Below are 15,155 nucleotides of genomic sequence, written 5' to 3'. Positions count from 1 at the left end.
CGTGAGTCGCCGCGTGTACAGCCTGATCGTCCCCGTGTACCGCAACGAAGGGTCCATCCCGGACCTGCTCGCCGCCGTCGCCGGCCTGTACGACGCCCTCGACGGCCGGCTGGAGGCGGTGTTCGTCGTCGACGGCAGCCCCGACCGGTCCGCGGAGCTGCTGCAGGCGATGCTGCCGCGGCAGCGGTTCCCGGCGCGGCTGGTGCTGCTGTCACGCAACTTCGGCTCGTTCGCCGCGATCCGCGTCGGGCTGCAGCACGCCACCGGCGACTACTTCGCGGTCATGGCCGCGGACCTGCAGGAGCCGCCGGAGCTGGCGCTGGAGTTCTTCCGCACCCTCGCCGCCGACGAGTACGACGTCGTCGTCGGCACCCGCGAGGGCCGCGCCGACCCGCTCGGCAGCCGGCTCACCGCGGGCCTGTTCTGGGGCCTGTACCGGCGGCTCGTCGTGCGGGACATGCCGGCCGGCGGCGTGGACATCTTCGGCTGCAACCGCGCGTTCCGCGACTGCCTGCTGCAGTGCGAGGAGGCGAACACGTCGCTGGTGGCGCTGCTGTTCTGGCTCGGGTTCCGCCGCCGGCAGATCGCCTACACCCGCCGGGCCAGGGTGCACGGCGGCTCCGGCTGGACGCTGCGCAAGAAGGTCACGTACCTCATGGACAGCGTGTTCGCGTTCACGGACCTGCCGGTGCGGGTGCTGATGACGTTCGGCCTCACCGGGCTGCTGGTGTCGCTGACCCTCGGCGCGGTCGTGCTGTCGGCCCGCCTCGCCGGCCTGTTCGACGTGCCCGGCTACGCCGCGACGATCCTCGTCGTGCTGTTCTTCACCAATGACCGGATGCCGCGCAGCCGCCGGTACCCGGCGACGTTCGCCCGGACCACGGTCGCGGCCGGCGCGTCGATCGGCGCGAACGCCACGATCCTGCCGGGCGTCACCATCGGCCGGCACGCGATGGTCGGCGCCGGTGCCGTGGTGACCCGGTCGGTGCCGCCGTACGCGATCGTCGTGGGCAACCCGGCCCGGCTCACCGGCTATGTTGACGCGCACGTCGACGCGCAGCCGGTGCCGGCGCAGGCGGCGCCGCACGAGACCCCGCTCGGCGAGCGCGCCGACGGCATACTCGGCGAGCGGGCCAACGGCGTGCTCGACGAGCGCGTGAACGGCCCTCTCGGCGAGCGGGTCAACGGCACGAAGGTCCGCGGGGTCACGGTGCACCGCCTCGACTACGTGCGGGACCTGCGCGGCGACCTGTCGGTGGGGGAGTTCGAGCGGGACATCCCGTTCCCGGTGCGCCGCTACTTCATCGTCTTCGACGTGCCCAACGAGAAGGTCCGCGGCCAGCACGCGCACCGCGAGTGCCACCAGTTCCTCATCTGCGTGAAGGGCCGCTGCAGCGTCGTCGCCGACGACGGGGTGTCCCGGCAGGAGTTCCTGCTGGACAGCCCGGCGACCGGGCTGTACCTGCCGCCCATGACGTGGGCGACGCAGTACCGGTACTCGCCGGACGCGGCGCTGCTGGTGTTCGCGTCGCACTACTACGACGCCGCCGACTACATCCGCGACCACGCCGAGTTCGTGGCCGAAGCCACCGCGGGCGCCGGCTCCCGGCTTTCCTCAGGCGCCCTGCAGGTGGGCGAGCACCGCTAGCACGCGCCGGTTGTCGTCGTCGGACACCGGCAGGTCCAGCTTGGCGAAGATGCTCGCGATGTGCTTGCCGACGGCGCTGTCGCTGAGGAACAGCTGCTTGCCGATCGCGGCGTTGGAGCGGCCCTCCGCCATCAGCGTCAGCACCTCCCGCTCCCGCGGGGTGAGCGTGCCCCTGGCCGCCGACGGTTTCGCGACGAGTTTCGCGATGACGGTCGGGTCCATCACGGTGCCGCCGGCGGCGACCCGCCGGACCGCGTCGACGAACTGGTCGGCGTTGAACACCCGGTCCTTCAGCAGGTACCCGACCGCGCCGGTACCGTCGGCGAGCAACTCCCGCGCGTACAACTGCTCGACGTGCTGGGAGAGCACCAGCACCGGCAGGCCCGGCACCTCCCGCCGGGCGGCGAGGGCGGCCTGCAGGCCCTCGTCGGTGAAGCTCGGCGGCAGCCGCACGTCGACGACCGCGACGTCCGGACGGTGCTCCAGCAGCGCCGCGAGCAGCGCCGGGCCGGTGTCGACGGCGGCGACCACGTCGAAGCCGTGGCTGCGCAGCAGCAGCACCATGCCGTCCCTCAACAGGTAGAGGTCTTCGGCGAGGACAACACGCACGGCAGCTCCAGCGTCGCGACGGTCGGCCCGCCGGGCGGGCTGCTCAGGGTCAGGGTCCCGTCGAAGGTACCCAACCGTCGTTCGATGCCGCGCAGACCGGTGCCGCGCGACGGGTCGGCGCCGCCGGTGCCGTCGTCGGTGACGGTGACCCGCAGCAGCCCCGCGTCGTGGTGCAGGTCCACCCGCACCCGGGCCGCGCCGCCGTGCCGGGTCGCGTTCGCGATGAGCTCGCTGACGGCGAAGTACGCGGCCGACTCGACCGGCGCCGGCGGCCGGCCCGCGAGGCCGCCGCCGGCATCGACGGTCACGTCGGCGGCCGTGTCCAGGGCGAGGGCGCGCACCGCGTCGGCGAGGCCACGCTCGGACAGCACCGGCGGGTGGATGCCGCGGACCAGGTCCCGCAGCTCCCGCAGGGCCGCCTCGGCGGTCTCCTTCGTCTGCGCGACGAGCTTGCGCGCCGCCGCCGGGTCGGTGTCCATGAGCCGCTCGATCGCGCCGAGGGTCAGCCCGACCGCGATCAGCCGCGCCTGCGCGCCGTCGTGCAGGTCCCGCTCGATCCGGCGGACCTCGGCGGCCTGCGCGTCGAGCGCGTCGGCGCGGCTGCGGGTCAGCTGCTCCACCCGCAGCCGCAGCGCCGCCTCCCGGGTCGGGCGCAGCAGCAGCGCCGTCCACCGGGCGTGCACCGGCAGCAGCCGCCCCACCGTGGCGAACGCCGCCGCGACCAGCGCCACCCCGGCGACCAGACCCGCGGTGCGGTGACCGTCCACCGCGCCGTACCAGGCGGACCATTCGGCGCCGAACAGCGTCGTCCACAGCCACGGCAGCGCCAGCCCGAACGCGCCGTACACCGCGGCGGCGACCGGCACGCCCAGCAGCGCGACCGTGACGACCGGGTCGGCGGCCAGCCACACCAGGTCCCGCCATGTCGCGACGTCGCCCCACGTCCACAGCCAGCGGGCGTTGAACGCCGCCATCGCCTCCGTCTTGTACAGGTTGTTGCGCACCTGCAGCAGCCCGTCCGGGCGGCGCTGCGGCAGCAGCTGCGGCGCGTACGGCCGCTCCACCCGCACCCCGCCCCACCCGGCGAACTCCCGGCGCAGGTTCGCCAGCCAGCGGAAATGCGCGACGCCGACCGGGATGAGGAAGATGAGACCGAGCCCGTACCCGAGCGTGAAGCAGGCCAGGCTGAACAGCAGCAGCGGCACCTCCAGCGCCGCGCAGCACACCAGCAGCGCCGCCCGCCCCCACGCCAGCAGCGCCCGCTGGATGCGCGCGCTGCGCCGCTCCCGGCGGGCCGCCCGCCCGGGGTCCATCGGCGACAGCATCCACGCCGACCAGGTCGCGACGAGCCGCACCGCCCACGGCGCCACCAGCAGCCCGACCGGCACGACCGCAAGCACCACGAACGGGAACCACAGCTGCCATACCAGGTCACGTTTCGTCGCCGGGTCCTTCATCAGCCAGTCGAGCCGGCGGAAGAACCGCGGGAACCGCGGCGTCTTGTACAGGGTCGTGTCGTGGCGGTACAGGCCGTCCCCGTCCGGCTCCGGCGGCGGTGGCGGCGGCCGGTACGGCTCCGGCACCAGCCGCCCCGTCCACGCGGCGAACATCACCCGCCACCGGTTCGTCAGCCGCCGCCCCAGCTGCACCGGCGGCGGGATCAGGAAGACGAGGCCGAGCAGGAACCCGGGCGCCATCACCACCACCGACAGCAGGAACTGCGCCAGCACCACCACCGCGACGCCCAGCAGGACGCCGCCGCGGTACACACCCCTCACCCAGGTCATGCGTCCCAGTCTCGGGCCACGGCCCGGCCCCGCGCATCGGCCCTGACCGCCGTCCCGGGGGTGCACCTAGCCCCACCCCGCGGGTAACCGACACTGCTGTGACGCACGGTGACCACTATGATCGGCGGGACAGGGGGGTGGGGCGTGCAACCAGTGGCCGAAGCGATCGTCGATCTCGACGCCGTGGCGCGCAACACGCGGCTCCTGTCCGGTCTCGCCGCCCCCCGCGCCGCCACCATGGCGGTCGTCAAGGCAAACGGGTTCGGTCACGGATTGCTACCGGTCGCCCGCACCGTGCTCGCCAGCGGCGCCAGCTGGCTCGGCGTCACATCGCTCGCCGAGGCCCGGCAGCTGCGCGACGCCGGCATCGACGCGCCGGTGCTCGCCTGGCTCTACGGCACCGGCGACGACTTCGCCTGGGCGGCCCGGCACGGCGTGGACCTGTCGGTGTCCACCCCGGCACACCTCGACGCGATGCCGCCCGGCGTCACCGTCCACCTCAAGGTCGACACCGGCCTGACCCGCAACGGCGTCGCCTGGTCCGACTGGCCCGACCTGGTGCGGCGGGCCGCCGAGCTGGAGCGGCAGGGCACGCTGCGGGTCCGCGGTGTCTGGTCGCACCTCGCGTCCGCGGACGACCCCGGCAACCCGTCGGTGCCCCGGCAGCTCGAGCGCTTCGAGGAGGCCCTCGCCGTCGCCGCGAAGGCGGGCCTGACCCCGACGCTGCGGCACCTGGCGAACTCGGCCGGGATCGTCGACGTGCCCGCCGCCCACTACGACCTGGTCCGCGCCGGCCTCGCCCTCTACGGGGTCGAGCCGATCGACGGCGTCGTCGCCGGGCTGCGCCGCGCCATGACGCTGCGGGCCAGCGCCGTCAACGTCAAACGCGTCCCGCCCGGCACCGGGGTGTCCTACCTGCACCAGTACGTGACGGACCGGGACACGACCGTGGTCCTCGTGCCCGCCGGGTACGCCGACGGGGTGCCCCGGCTGCTGAGCAACCGCGGCGCCGTCGCGATCGGCGGGGTCCGCTGCCCGATCGCCGGGCGGGTCGCCATGGACCAGTTCGTCGTCGACGCCGGCGACCTCGACGTCGCCCTCGGTGACGAGATCGTGCTGTTCGGCCCGGGCGACGGCGCCGAGCCGACCGTGGAAGAGTGGGCGGCGTGGGCGCAGACCAACCCGCATGAGATCTTGACGGGCATCGGCGCCCGCGTCCCGCGAACGTACATCGGCAACGACGCGGCGCCGTCCGGCGTCGCGCGAACGTACATCGGCAACGACGCGGCGCCGTCCGGCGGTGTCGCGGAGCAGTCCCGTGAGGAGCAACCGCATGGCTGAACGTCGCACCCGCGTCGCCGTCGTCTTCGGAGGGCGCAGCGGCGAGCACGAGGTCTCGTGCAAGTCGGCGCTGAGCATCGTGCGGTTCCTCGACCGCGGCCGCTACGAGGTGGTGCCGGTGCGCATCACGCCCAGCGGCACCTGGGTCTTCGGCCGCGACGCCGACTCACCCGAGGCCCTCGACCTGGAAGGCCTGCTCGCCCTGACCAAGGAGACCGACGCGCCCGCGCTCGCGAGCCTCGCCGGCGCCATCGTCGCGATGCGCGAGTGCGACGTGGTGTTCCCCGCCATCCACGGCCCCTACGGCGAGGACGGCACCATCCAGTCGGTGCTGGAGATGGTCCGCCTGCCGTATGTCGGCAGCGGCGTGTTCGCCAGCGCCGCCGGCATGGACAAGGAGTTCACCAAGCGGCTCCTCGTCGCCGACGGGCTGCCCGTCGCCGACGGGGTCGTGCTGCGCGGCGGCGCCGGCACCGTGTCGGTGCAGGAGCGGGAGCGGCTCGGGCTGCCCGTGTTCGTGAAGCCGTCCCGGGCCGGCTCCAGCCTCGGCGTGTCCAAGGTCGACGACTGGGCCGAGCTGGACGCCGCCCTCGCCGAGGCCCGCGCCAGCGACGCGAAGGTCCTCGTCGAGGAGATGGTGCACGGCCGCGAGGTCGACCTCGGCGTCCTGGAGCACCCCGACGGATCCCTGCAGGTCGGCCCGCCCCTGGAGATCAGCTTCCCGGACAAGCACGAGTTCTTCGACTACGAGGCCAAGTACCTCGACCCGACGACGATCTTCGACATCCCGGCGAAGCTGGAGCCGCAGATCATCGAGCGGCTGCAGGACCTGGCGGTGCGCACGTTCCGCGCCCTGGAGTGCCGGGGGCTGCTGCGGGTCGACTTCTTCCTGCGCTTCGGCACGGAGCCGGTCATCAACGAGGTCAACACGTTTCCCGGGTTCACCGCGGTGTCGCAGTACCCGCAGATGTTCCGGGTCGCCGGCCTGGACTACCCGGCGCTGCTCGACGTGCTCATCGCCACCGCCCTGGCCCGCCGCCCGAGGCCCGCGCTGGACGCGTGACGCCCGGCGCTTGCGCCTGGGCCTGGGGCCTGGGGCCTGGGGCCTGGCGCTGGGGCCTGGCGCTTGGTTCTGGCGCCGCTTCAGAACGTCAGGCCGGTCAGCCGCTCGTACACCTCGACATAGCGTGACCTGGTGCGCTCCACCACATCGGCGGGGATCTGCGGCCCCGGCGCCGTCTGGTCCCAGCCGGTGCCGCGCGACCAGTCACGCACAGACTGCTTGTCGAAGGAGTGCTGCGTGCGGCCCGGGACCCACTCGTCCAGCGGCCAGAAGCGCGACGAGTCGGGGGTGAGGACCTCGTCGGCGAGGACCAGGGTGCCGTCGGGCGCCCGGCCGAACTCGAGTTTGGTGTCCGCGACGATGATGCCCCGCTCGGCGGCGATGTCCCGGCCACGGGCGTAGATGCGCAGCGTCAGGTCCCGCAGCTCGTCGGCGAGTTCCTTGCCGACCTGCGCGACGACGTCGTCGAACGTGACGAACTCGTCGTGCTCGCCGACGGCCGCCTTCGTCGTCGGGGTGAAGATCGGCTCCTCCAGCCGGTCGGCCTCGACGAGACCCGGGGGCAGGGTGATGCCGCTGACCGCGCCGTCGCGCCGGTACTCGGTCAGGCCCAGGCCGGTCAGGTACCCACGGGCGATGCACTCGACCTGCACCATGTCCAGGCGGCGGCAGCGGATCGCCCGGCCGGCGAACTCGGCGGGCACGTCCGTGGCGGACACCACGTGGTTGGGCACGATGTCGGCGAGCTGCTCGAACCACCACAGCGACAGCCGGGTCAGCACCGCGCCCTTGTCCGGGATCGGAGTGGGCAGCACCACGTCGTAGACGGAGATGCGGTCCGAGGCGACGAGGATCAGGTCGTCGCCGTCGAGGTAGACGTCGCGGACCTTGCCCGAGTGCAGCAGCTTCACGCCCGCCAGCCTAACGGTTGGACTGCCTTCGATCTCACGGGTGCGCTTCGATCTCAGGGGTGCGGCGGCCCTGGACGGCCCTCACCGCAGGGGCAGCGGCGTGCCGCACACCCGCCGCCGGCTGATCCACCCCGAGCTCCAGGCGGACTCTCCTCGGCACCGGCACCGGCACCGGCCTCCTCCACCCTGTCACCCGCGTCCGGGCCGCCGTCGTCGTCGCCGTCACCGCCGTCGTCACCGCCGACCTCGCCGCCGACCTCGCCGTCCGGGCCTAACACCGTCCGGGCCTGAACCCATCCAGGCCTGAACCATCCGGCGCCGTCCGGGCCTGACACCGTCCAAGCCTGGATCGTCCGGCGCCGGCCGGATCCCGATGCGTGCCGACCGCCTAACAGCACGGTACTCCACGACTGCAAGTTGATCTCCGAGGCCGTCACACCCCGTAGCGGCACCGGCTGTCACCAGGGAACGGGCTACGGGTTGTCGTCGTTGCGGGTCTGTTCCGCCAGGAAGCGCTCCAGCTCGGCGCCGATCTCGTCCGCTGTCGGCAGTGGCGCGGGGGAGTCGGCGAGCAGGTTGTTGCCCTGCCGGCCGCGGGTGTACGCATCGTACTGCTCCTCCAAGGCCCGCACGAGCGACGCCGCCTCGTCGGCCTGGGCGATCTGCACGTCGATCTCGGCGCGGACCGTCTCCGCGGCCGCGTGCAGCTCCTCGGTCGGCAGCTGCAGGCCGGTCGCCTCCGACACGCAGCTGAGCAGCTTCTCCGCCGCCGATGGGAACTCGGCCTGCGCCACGTAGTGCGGCACGTGTACGGCGAAGCCGAACGCGTCGCGGTCCTGCTGGCCGATCCTGAACTCGAGGAGGTTGCCGACGCTGCCCGGGACCTGGACGCGCTGCAGCCACGGCTCGAAGCCGGCGATCAGGTCGCGGCTCGTGCCGTGCGCGGTCACGCCGGTCGGGCGGGTGTGCGGCACGGCCATCGGGATCGCGGTCAGGCCGACCGTCGCGCGGACGTCGAACCGCTCGATCAGCTCGATGACCGCCGCGGTGAACCGCTCCCACTGCAGGTCGGGTTCGGGGCCGTCGAGGAGCAGGAACTCGGTGCCGGTCGCGTCGCGCAGGACGCGCAGCAGCAGCCGGGGCTGCTCGTAGTGCTCCCAGTGGTCCTCGACGAAGAGCATCGCGGGGCGCCGGCTGCGGTAGTCGTAGAGCTGGTCGAGGTCGAACGTCGCCACGGTCCGCGGGGAGCCGACCGTCAGCAGGTGCTCACGGGCGAGACGGCTCGCGTTGCCGGCGTCGACGAAGCCCGTGAGCGCGTGCACGAGCACCGGCCGGTCGACGGCCGGCAGGTCCTCGGTGAGCGTGTAGAGCTCGCTGGGGTTGAGCACCGGTACGCAGCCTCCTCGGTTTGGTGACGCTTGCAACCTGCTGGCGCGCTCGATCATTCCATCCCGGCGGACCAGGGATTCGTGAGGATCGCGTACACCAGCTCGTCGACCGCCGGAGCGAGAGACGTGAACGAGGGCCCTGCGCCGGTGTACGGGTCCGAGACCTGCAACATCATCTCGTGCACCCCTCCTACCAGCGCGATCGCCAGCAGCTGCGACAGCTTCGGGATGGCCGGGTCCGCGGCGCGGGCCGCATCGACCACCTCCACCAGCGTATCGGCGAACCGGCGCTGCATCTGCTGGCGCAGCCGGTACGCCTTCGGGCCGGCCGCCTGGATCTCCACCAGCAGCGTGCGGGTGACCGCCGGCATGCTCTCCAGCGCGTTCAGATATGCGGTCACCCCGTCGTTGACCATGCTCTTCCAGCTGCCGCTGCGGGTGGCGGCGCTCCTGACGACGGCGAGCAGGTGCACGCAACCCTGCTCGTACAGCGCCATGAGGCACGCCTCCTTGTCGGTGAAGTGCTCGTAGAACGTGCGCTTCGACACGCGCGCATGCATGACCACGTCGGCGATCGTGGTCGCCGCGTAGCCCTTGTCGGCGATCGCCGCCGCCAGCCCGCCGGTCAGGGCCTCCCGGACCTCGTCGGCGGTCCTCGTACTCGTCATGCGCGTGCCTCGGCCTTTCGCCAGAATGTCCGTGGGTGTTAGTTTGCCTGGTACTGAACGGTACCGCCGACGGGAGGCCCCACGGTGCAGCAGAGCTTGACCGGTCAGGTGGTGCTGATCACCGGCGCCGCGCGGGGTATCGGCGAGCACACCGCCCGCCTCGCCGCCGCCCGAGGGGCCAAGGTCGTCCTGGTGGGGCTGGAGCCGGACCGGCTCGCCGCTCTCGCCGCCGAACTGGACGGGGCCGCGTGGTTCCCGTGCGACGTCACCGACCAGGCGAGCCTCACCGCCGCCGTCGACGGTGCCGTCGCCGCGCACGGCCGCATCGACGCCGTCGTCGCCAACGCGGGTGTCGCCAGCCGCGGCACCGTGGCGACCGGCGATGTCGAGGCCCTGGTCCGCACCGTCGAGGTCAACCTCATCGGCGTCCTGCGCACCGCCGCGGCCGTCATGCCCCACCTCATCGCGTCCCGTGGCTACCTGCTCATCGTCGCCTCCGCCGCGTCGTTCGCCGCGCTGCCCGGCATGGTGCCGTACTGCGCCTCGAAGGCCGGCGTGGAGCACCTCGGCAACGCCCTGCGCCTGGAGGTCGCCCACCACGGCGTCCGGGTCGGCACCGCCCACCCGTCCTGGATCGACACCGACCTCGTGCGCGACGCTCAGGATGACATGCCCACGTTCCGCGAGACGCTGCGCAGGCTGCCGCCCCCGCTCGGCTCCACGACCTCGGTGCAGCGCTGCGCCGAGGCGTTCGTCGACGCCCTGCAACGCCGCCACCGCAAGGTTTTCGTGCCGCGCAGCGTCGCCGTCGTGTACTGGCTGCGCACGTTCATCGGCAGCCGCCTCGCCGAGCGCGTCGTCGAACGGCAGGCCCGCACCAGTGTCCCCGCCATGGAGGAGCAGGTGCGCAGCCTGCGCCGCGGCTTCGGCACCAACACCGCGGCCCGCCTGCCGGTGCCCGGCGAGCCCTTGTCGCCCGGCTTCATCGCCGACCGCTACCACCGCCGCTAGCCGTTCCCGGGCGGGCGCGGCCGGCTCGCTGGTGATCTTGCGTGGTTGATCGAAGTCGTGTCGTGGTCGCCCGGATGGCCGGGACGCGACTTGGATCATGACGGTCGTCCGGCTGGCGGGACGGCTGGCGGGATGAGGACCGCCGGATGCCCGTGCGTGAGGGTGGTGCGCGCCGGCCGTGCCGAAGCTGATGCTGTGGCCGGTGACGTCGGCCGGGTTTTCTGTCGTACCCGTGTGCTTGAGTTCCCGTGCGGGGATGCCGGGTGCACTCAGCCCGTGCGGCTCTCATGGACGAGGATCGCGACCTGGACCCGGTTGGTGCAGCCGAGCTTCGCAAGGATCCGCGAGACGTACGTCTTCACCGTCGCCACACTCATCAACAGCGCCGCGCTGATCTCGGCGTTGGAACGCCCCTCGGCCACCGACTCGGCCACCTTCAGTTCCGCCGGCGTCAACGCCTCCAGTGCCCGGGCCGCGGCCGCCCGGCGTCCGGCGGTGTCGTCGCGGACGACGTGGTCGACGAGGCGGCGTACCACCGACGGCGACAGCATCTGCTCGCCCGCCGCGACCCGCCGCACCGCGTCGAGGATGGCCAGCGGCGGGGTGTCCTTCAGCAGGAACCCGTGCGCCCCGAGCCGCAACGCCCGCAGCACGTGGTCATCCGTGTCGAACGTCGTCAGCACCACCACCGCCCCCGGCACCCCCTCGGCCCGCAGCGCCTCGAGCGCGGCGAGCCCGTCCAACCGCGGCATCCGGATGTCCATCAGCACCACGTCGGGCCGGCTGGCGCGCACCACCCGGACCGCCGCCGCGCCGTCACCGGCCTCGCCGACGAGCTCCAGCCCGGGGTCGCCCCCGAGCACCATCGCGAGCCCCGCCCGCACCAGCGCGTCGTCGTCGACGACCACGACCCGGATCACGCCGGCCACGGCAGCCACGCCTCCAGGTGGAACCCGACCTCACCGCACTGCACCCCGTGCGAGCCGGGATGCGCCACCGCGTCCGGACGTGCCACGGTGCCCGCCGGCGCGGGCAGGCGGGGATGCGCCGTCGGCGCGGGAGGGCCGGGATGTGCCGACGGGCCCGCCGGCGCGGGCGGGCGGGGATGCGCTGGCGGCGCGGGAGGGCCGGGATGTGCCGGCGGGCTCGGCGGCGCGGGCGCCCCGGCCAGGTCGCCGGGCCCGGCGGGGGCGTCCGGCTGCGGGCAGGGCCCGGAGCGTCGCGGGCCGTGTTCCAGGCGGCCGCCGGCCAAGGCGACCCGCTCGGCGAGCCCGACCAGCCCCGACCGCGCGCCCGGCAGCGCCGGGCGCGCCGGGTGGGCCGGGTGGGCCGGCAGCGGGTTGCGCAGCCACACGTGCAGCTCACCGGCGCTGGTCCGGTCCAGGCGTACGGCAACCGCCGCCCCCGGCGCATGCTTGCGGGCGTTCGTCAGGCCCTCCTGCACCAGCCGGAACGCGGTCCGGTTGACCGTCGCGGGCAGCGTCCGCGCGGACTCGGCGCCGTCGGCGGCGAGCCGGTTGTCGAGGTGTACGGGGGTGCCGGCGCGGCGTACCTCGTCGATCAGCTCGTCGAGGTCGGCCAGGTCCTGGCGCGGCCGCAGCTCGTCGTGGTCGCTGGTGCGCAGCACGCCGAGGATCTCGCGCAGCTCCTCCATCGCCTGGTGCGCGCTGGCCCTGATCGTGCCGCCGGTCTCCGCGACCTGCTCCCGGGTCAGGTCCCGCCGGATCTCCAGCGCACCGGCGTGCAGGCTGATGAGCGAGATCCGGTGCGCGAGCACGTCGTGCATCTCCCGGGCGATCCGCTCCCGCTCCAGGCCGCGCAGCAGGTCGGCGCGCTGCTGGGCCTCGGCCTCGGCGCGTACCGCCCGCACCCGCAACGACGCGACCAGCTCCCGCCGCGCGCGGACCGTCACGCCCCACGCCACGACGATCGCCAGGATCGCGAGGGCCGCCGTGTTGGTGCCGACGATCTGCAGATCAGGGTCCGGGTACCGCAGCGTCAGCGGCACCGGCACGACGAAGTGCGCCGCCGCGACGGCAACCGCCACCCGGAACGGCCGGTGCACCGCCACCGTGAACACCGCGATCGTCGTGGCCCCGCCCGCGAAGTCGGTCAACGCAGCCGGGACGAGCAGCAGCAGCGCCACGTGTACCGGCCACCGCCGCCGCCACCAGATGAGCACCAGCGCCGGCAGCGACACCGCCGTCGACAGCAGCAGCCGCTCATCGCTGAGGCTGCCGTTGTCCAGCCCGGACGCCGCCGCCACGACCATCGTCAACGCTGAGATGACGAACACGCTGACGTCGACCGCGAAGTTGCGCGCCCTGCTCCCGGCCACCACGCCGCCGGCGGTGTCGACGGCGACCGCAGCGCCGCCGGCGACCGCAGCGCCGCCGGTGGCCGCAGCGCCGCCGGTGGCCGCAGCCGTGGACACGGTGATGTCGCCGGTAACGGGCGTGGTGGTGCCGCCGCCGATGGTGGAGATGGTGCCGCCGGTGGCAGAGGTGCTGGATGTGGTGGCGGTGCCGTCGGTCGTGGCCGCGCTGCCGGACGCCGCGCTGCCGGACGCCGCGCTGCCGGACGCCGCGCTGCCGGACGCCGCGCTGCCGGACGCCGCGCTGCCGGACGCCGCGCTGCCGGACGCCGCGGTGCTGGACGGCGCGGTGTCGGCGGTGTCTGCGCTCGGCTGGGCGTTGCGGCGGTCGGGCGGGCTCATGAGCGCACCAGCGGACGCCAGTGCTGGGTGGTGCCGTCGTCGCGGACCGTGTAGCCGAGCTTCTGGACCTCGTCGCGCAGCTCGGCGGCGTCGGTGAGGCTCTTGTTGGTCAGGGCGACCGCCCGCGCGGCGAGGACCGCGTTGACCGAGCCCGGCAGGTCCGGCAGGTCCGGCACCCAGCGGCGGAACAGGTCCGCGTAGGGGTCGCGCTCCAGCCACGGGTAGCCGTGTGCGCGGAACGTCCTGCCCACGCGGGCGTTGCCGGCGCCCTCCAGGCGCTCCCGGACCACCTGCCGCGACTCCCGGTCGAGCACGACCAGGTGCCGCCCGTCGACGAACACGGCGGTGACCGCGCCCCGCGGCACGGTGCGGGTGGTGTCGCCGAGGCGCAGCCGCAGCTCAGCGTCGGCGACCGTGACCCGCAGCGTCTCGTGCACGGCGAGGAACGCGAACACCAGGCCGAGCAGCAGCCCCGCACCGATCAGGGCGACCCGCCCGAACCCCCCGTCGAGCGCCGCGACGAGCCGCACCGGCCCGCTGAACGGCACCCACGGCAGCCGCAGCAGCCACCGCGCCAGCACCGGCAGCCCCCACCCGGCGGCGAGACCGACCAGGGGGAACCCCACCCAGATCAGCCACCGGTCGGCGCGCGTGAGCCCAAGGTCGTGTTCTGCCATGTGACCCACGGTAGGCAGGCCGGTGGCCCCCGCACAGTCTCCGAAAGTCGTCGCGTCCCCCATGCCGCTGCAACCTTCTACGTCGCTGCCGGGGTGATGTGCACGGACTCGACCCAGGCGGGTGGCTGTGGCGGGTTCGGCCCGATCAGGCCCGCGATGAGCCGGCACGCGGTCGGCTCGTCCGGCCACGGGGTGCCGCCGTCGGTGAGGACGACCACGATCTGCGGCCGGTCGGGGGAGCGCAGCGCCGCGGCGATGCCGACGCGCATGTCGGTGCCGCCGCCACCGCCGAGCTCCACCTGCTCAGTCTTCACCACGCGGGTGACGGCGTGCACGTCGGCGTCGCAGGCCACGACCGTGACCCGGTTGCCGCGGATGCCGACGGTGCGCAGCACGCCGGTCACCTCGCTCAACGCGGCGGCCAGGTCGTCGGTGCCCATCGAGCCGGACGTGTCGACGACGACCGCGACCCGCGGCAGCGGCCGGCGCAGGCTCGGCAGGACGACGCCGCGCATCGCCCCGGTGCGGCGGCCGGGCCGCGCGTAGGTGTAGTCGACCGCGCCGCTGGCCCACGCGACCGCCTGGCGCAGCGCGCCGGTGAGCAGGCGGCGCCAGTCGACGACGGGCTCGGCGATCTCGTCGGCCCAGCGCTGCCAGCCGGCCGGCACCGTGCCCCGGGACCGGACGTGGGCGCGGATCGCGTCGGCGGTCTGCCGGCGGATCGTGACCGCCTCCACGTCGCGGACGCCGGGTCCGGCGTCGTCGCCGATCTCGCCGTGGACGGGCAGGCCGTGCGCGCCGGACCCGCACTGCACGTGGTGCGTGTGCGTGTGCGGCACCCCGGCCAGGTACTCCTCGAACAGCCGCCCCTCCGGCAGCCCGAACGTCGACGGCTCCACCCGCGACGCCGGCAGCGCGAGCCGGTCGGCGACGAGGTCGTCGTTGATCTCGCAGTCCTGGGCGAGGTTGACCCGCAGGTGGTCGGCGCGGTCGGCGACCGGCAGCCGGTCGGCCCGCCCGTGGTGGTCGCGCAGCAGGTGCGCCACCTCGTGCACCCACACCCCGGCGAGCTCCTCGACGCCGTGCGTGTCGACGAACTCGGGCGAGACATACAGCCGCCACCGCCGGTCGACGCCCATCGTCGACAGGTGCCGGCTCGGCACCACCGACAGCGCATACAGGGCCGTGGCCAGATACGGCCGCAGCATCGCCGCCCGATACCGCGCCGCGAGCAGCTTCGTGCGGTCCAGCGCCCGCGCCGCCGGCACGACATCCTCCTCAGCCGTGACCGGCGCGTCCCCGGTCACGGCGCCGGGTGGTGATGCGGGCACACCTG

Annotated in this window: 13 protein-coding genes; 4 read left to right on the top strand and 9 right to left on the bottom strand. The window is 73.9% G+C overall.

Features of this window, described 5'->3' with window-relative positions; all coding sequences use genetic code 11:
- Window position 1: 1 nt before the first annotated feature.
- Entirely contained in the window at window positions 2–1,648 is a 1,647-nt protein-coding gene (locus AB0H83_RS07965) for a WxcM-like domain-containing protein (protein ID WP_360088675.1), read from the top strand.
- On the opposite strand, the gene AB0H83_RS07960 is transcribed toward AB0H83_RS07965, so the two are convergent.
- Both AB0H83_RS07960 and AB0H83_RS07955 read right to left on the bottom strand, forming a co-directional pair.
- Entirely contained in the window at window positions 1,616–2,257 is a 642-nt protein-coding gene (locus AB0H83_RS07960) for a response regulator transcription factor (RefSeq protein ID WP_360088672.1), read from the bottom strand. The genes AB0H83_RS07965 and AB0H83_RS07960 overlap by 33 nt on opposite strands.
- On the bottom strand, window positions 2,221–4,044 hold the full coding sequence (locus AB0H83_RS07955; RefSeq protein ID WP_360088669.1) for a histidine kinase: 1,824 nt from the start codon (window positions 4,042–4,044) through the stop codon (window positions 2,221–2,223). Before AB0H83_RS07955 ends, AB0H83_RS07960 begins: the two co-directional genes overlap by 37 nt.
- Window positions 4,045–4,197: 153 nt before the next feature.
- On the opposite strand from AB0H83_RS07955, the gene alr reads away from it, so the two are divergent.
- Window positions 4,198–5,385, top strand: coding sequence for an alanine racemase (gene alr / locus AB0H83_RS07950; RefSeq protein ID WP_360088666.1), 1,188 nt, complete (start codon window positions 4,198–4,200; stop codon window positions 5,383–5,385).
- A complete protein-coding gene (locus AB0H83_RS07945; RefSeq protein WP_360088663.1) occupies window positions 5,378–6,448 on the top strand; it encodes a D-alanine--D-alanine ligase family protein in 1,071 nt (356 codons plus the stop codon). The genes alr and AB0H83_RS07945 overlap by 8 nt, the downstream gene beginning before the upstream one ends.
- Window positions 6,449–6,528: 80 nt before the next feature.
- On the opposite strand, the gene AB0H83_RS07940 is transcribed toward AB0H83_RS07945, so the two are convergent.
- The 3 genes from AB0H83_RS07940 to AB0H83_RS07930 all read right to left on the bottom strand — a co-directional run bounded on the left by AB0H83_RS07940 (window position 6,529) and on the right by AB0H83_RS07930 (window position 9,415).
- A complete protein-coding gene (locus AB0H83_RS07940; protein WP_360088660.1) occupies window positions 6,529–7,359 on the bottom strand; it encodes a phosphoribosylaminoimidazolesuccinocarboxamide synthase in 831 nt (276 codons plus the stop codon).
- Between the two features lie 473 nt (window positions 7,360–7,832).
- The gene (locus AB0H83_RS07935; protein ID WP_360088657.1) at window positions 7,833–8,747 is read right to left on the bottom strand and encodes a PAC2 family protein; all 915 of its coding nucleotides are present in this window, start codon (window positions 8,745–8,747) and stop codon (window positions 7,833–7,835) included.
- A gap of 53 nt (window positions 8,748–8,800) precedes the next feature.
- A complete protein-coding gene (locus AB0H83_RS07930) occupies window positions 8,801–9,415 on the bottom strand; it encodes a TetR/AcrR family transcriptional regulator (protein ID WP_360088654.1) in 615 nt (204 codons plus the stop codon).
- Between the two features lie 84 nt (window positions 9,416–9,499).
- Here AB0H83_RS07930 and AB0H83_RS07925 point away from each other — a divergent pair, with 84 nt between their 5' ends.
- Window positions 9,500–10,426 carry an SDR family oxidoreductase gene (locus tag AB0H83_RS07925; RefSeq protein WP_360088650.1) on the top strand — a complete coding sequence of 309 codons (927 nt, stop codon included), beginning with the start codon at window positions 9,500–9,502 and terminating at the stop codon, window positions 10,424–10,426.
- A gap of 269 nt (window positions 10,427–10,695) precedes the next feature.
- On the opposite strand, the gene AB0H83_RS07920 is transcribed toward AB0H83_RS07925, so the two are convergent.
- From AB0H83_RS07920 to AB0H83_RS07905, 4 genes are all read right to left on the bottom strand, one after another.
- Window positions 10,696–11,355 carry a response regulator transcription factor gene (locus AB0H83_RS07920; protein ID WP_360088647.1) on the bottom strand — a complete coding sequence of 220 codons (660 nt, stop codon included), beginning with the start codon at window positions 11,353–11,355 and terminating at the stop codon, window positions 10,696–10,698.
- Window positions 11,343–13,142, bottom strand: a complete 1,800-nt coding sequence (locus AB0H83_RS07915; RefSeq protein ID WP_360088644.1) for a histidine kinase — start codon at window positions 13,140–13,142, stop codon at window positions 11,343–11,345. Before AB0H83_RS07915 ends, AB0H83_RS07920 begins: the two co-directional genes overlap by 13 nt.
- Window positions 13,139–13,819 carry a hypothetical protein gene (locus tag AB0H83_RS07910; RefSeq protein ID WP_360088641.1) on the bottom strand — a complete coding sequence of 227 codons (681 nt, stop codon included), beginning with the start codon at window positions 13,817–13,819 and terminating at the stop codon, window positions 13,139–13,141. Before AB0H83_RS07910 ends, AB0H83_RS07915 begins: the two co-directional genes overlap by 4 nt.
- 77 nt (window positions 13,820–13,896) lie before the next feature.
- A complete protein-coding gene (locus AB0H83_RS07905; protein WP_360088638.1) occupies window positions 13,897–15,150 on the bottom strand; it encodes a VWA-like domain-containing protein in 1,254 nt (417 codons plus the stop codon).
- Between the last annotated feature and the right edge of the window lie 5 nt (window positions 15,151–15,155).

This window comes from Dactylosporangium sp. NPDC050688 (genome assembly GCF_040654515.1).
GTDB lineage: Bacteria > Actinomycetota > Actinomycetes > Mycobacteriales > Micromonosporaceae > Dactylosporangium.
Note: the sequence above shows the minus strand (reverse complement) of the source record. Positions and strands in the feature narration are given on the sequence as shown.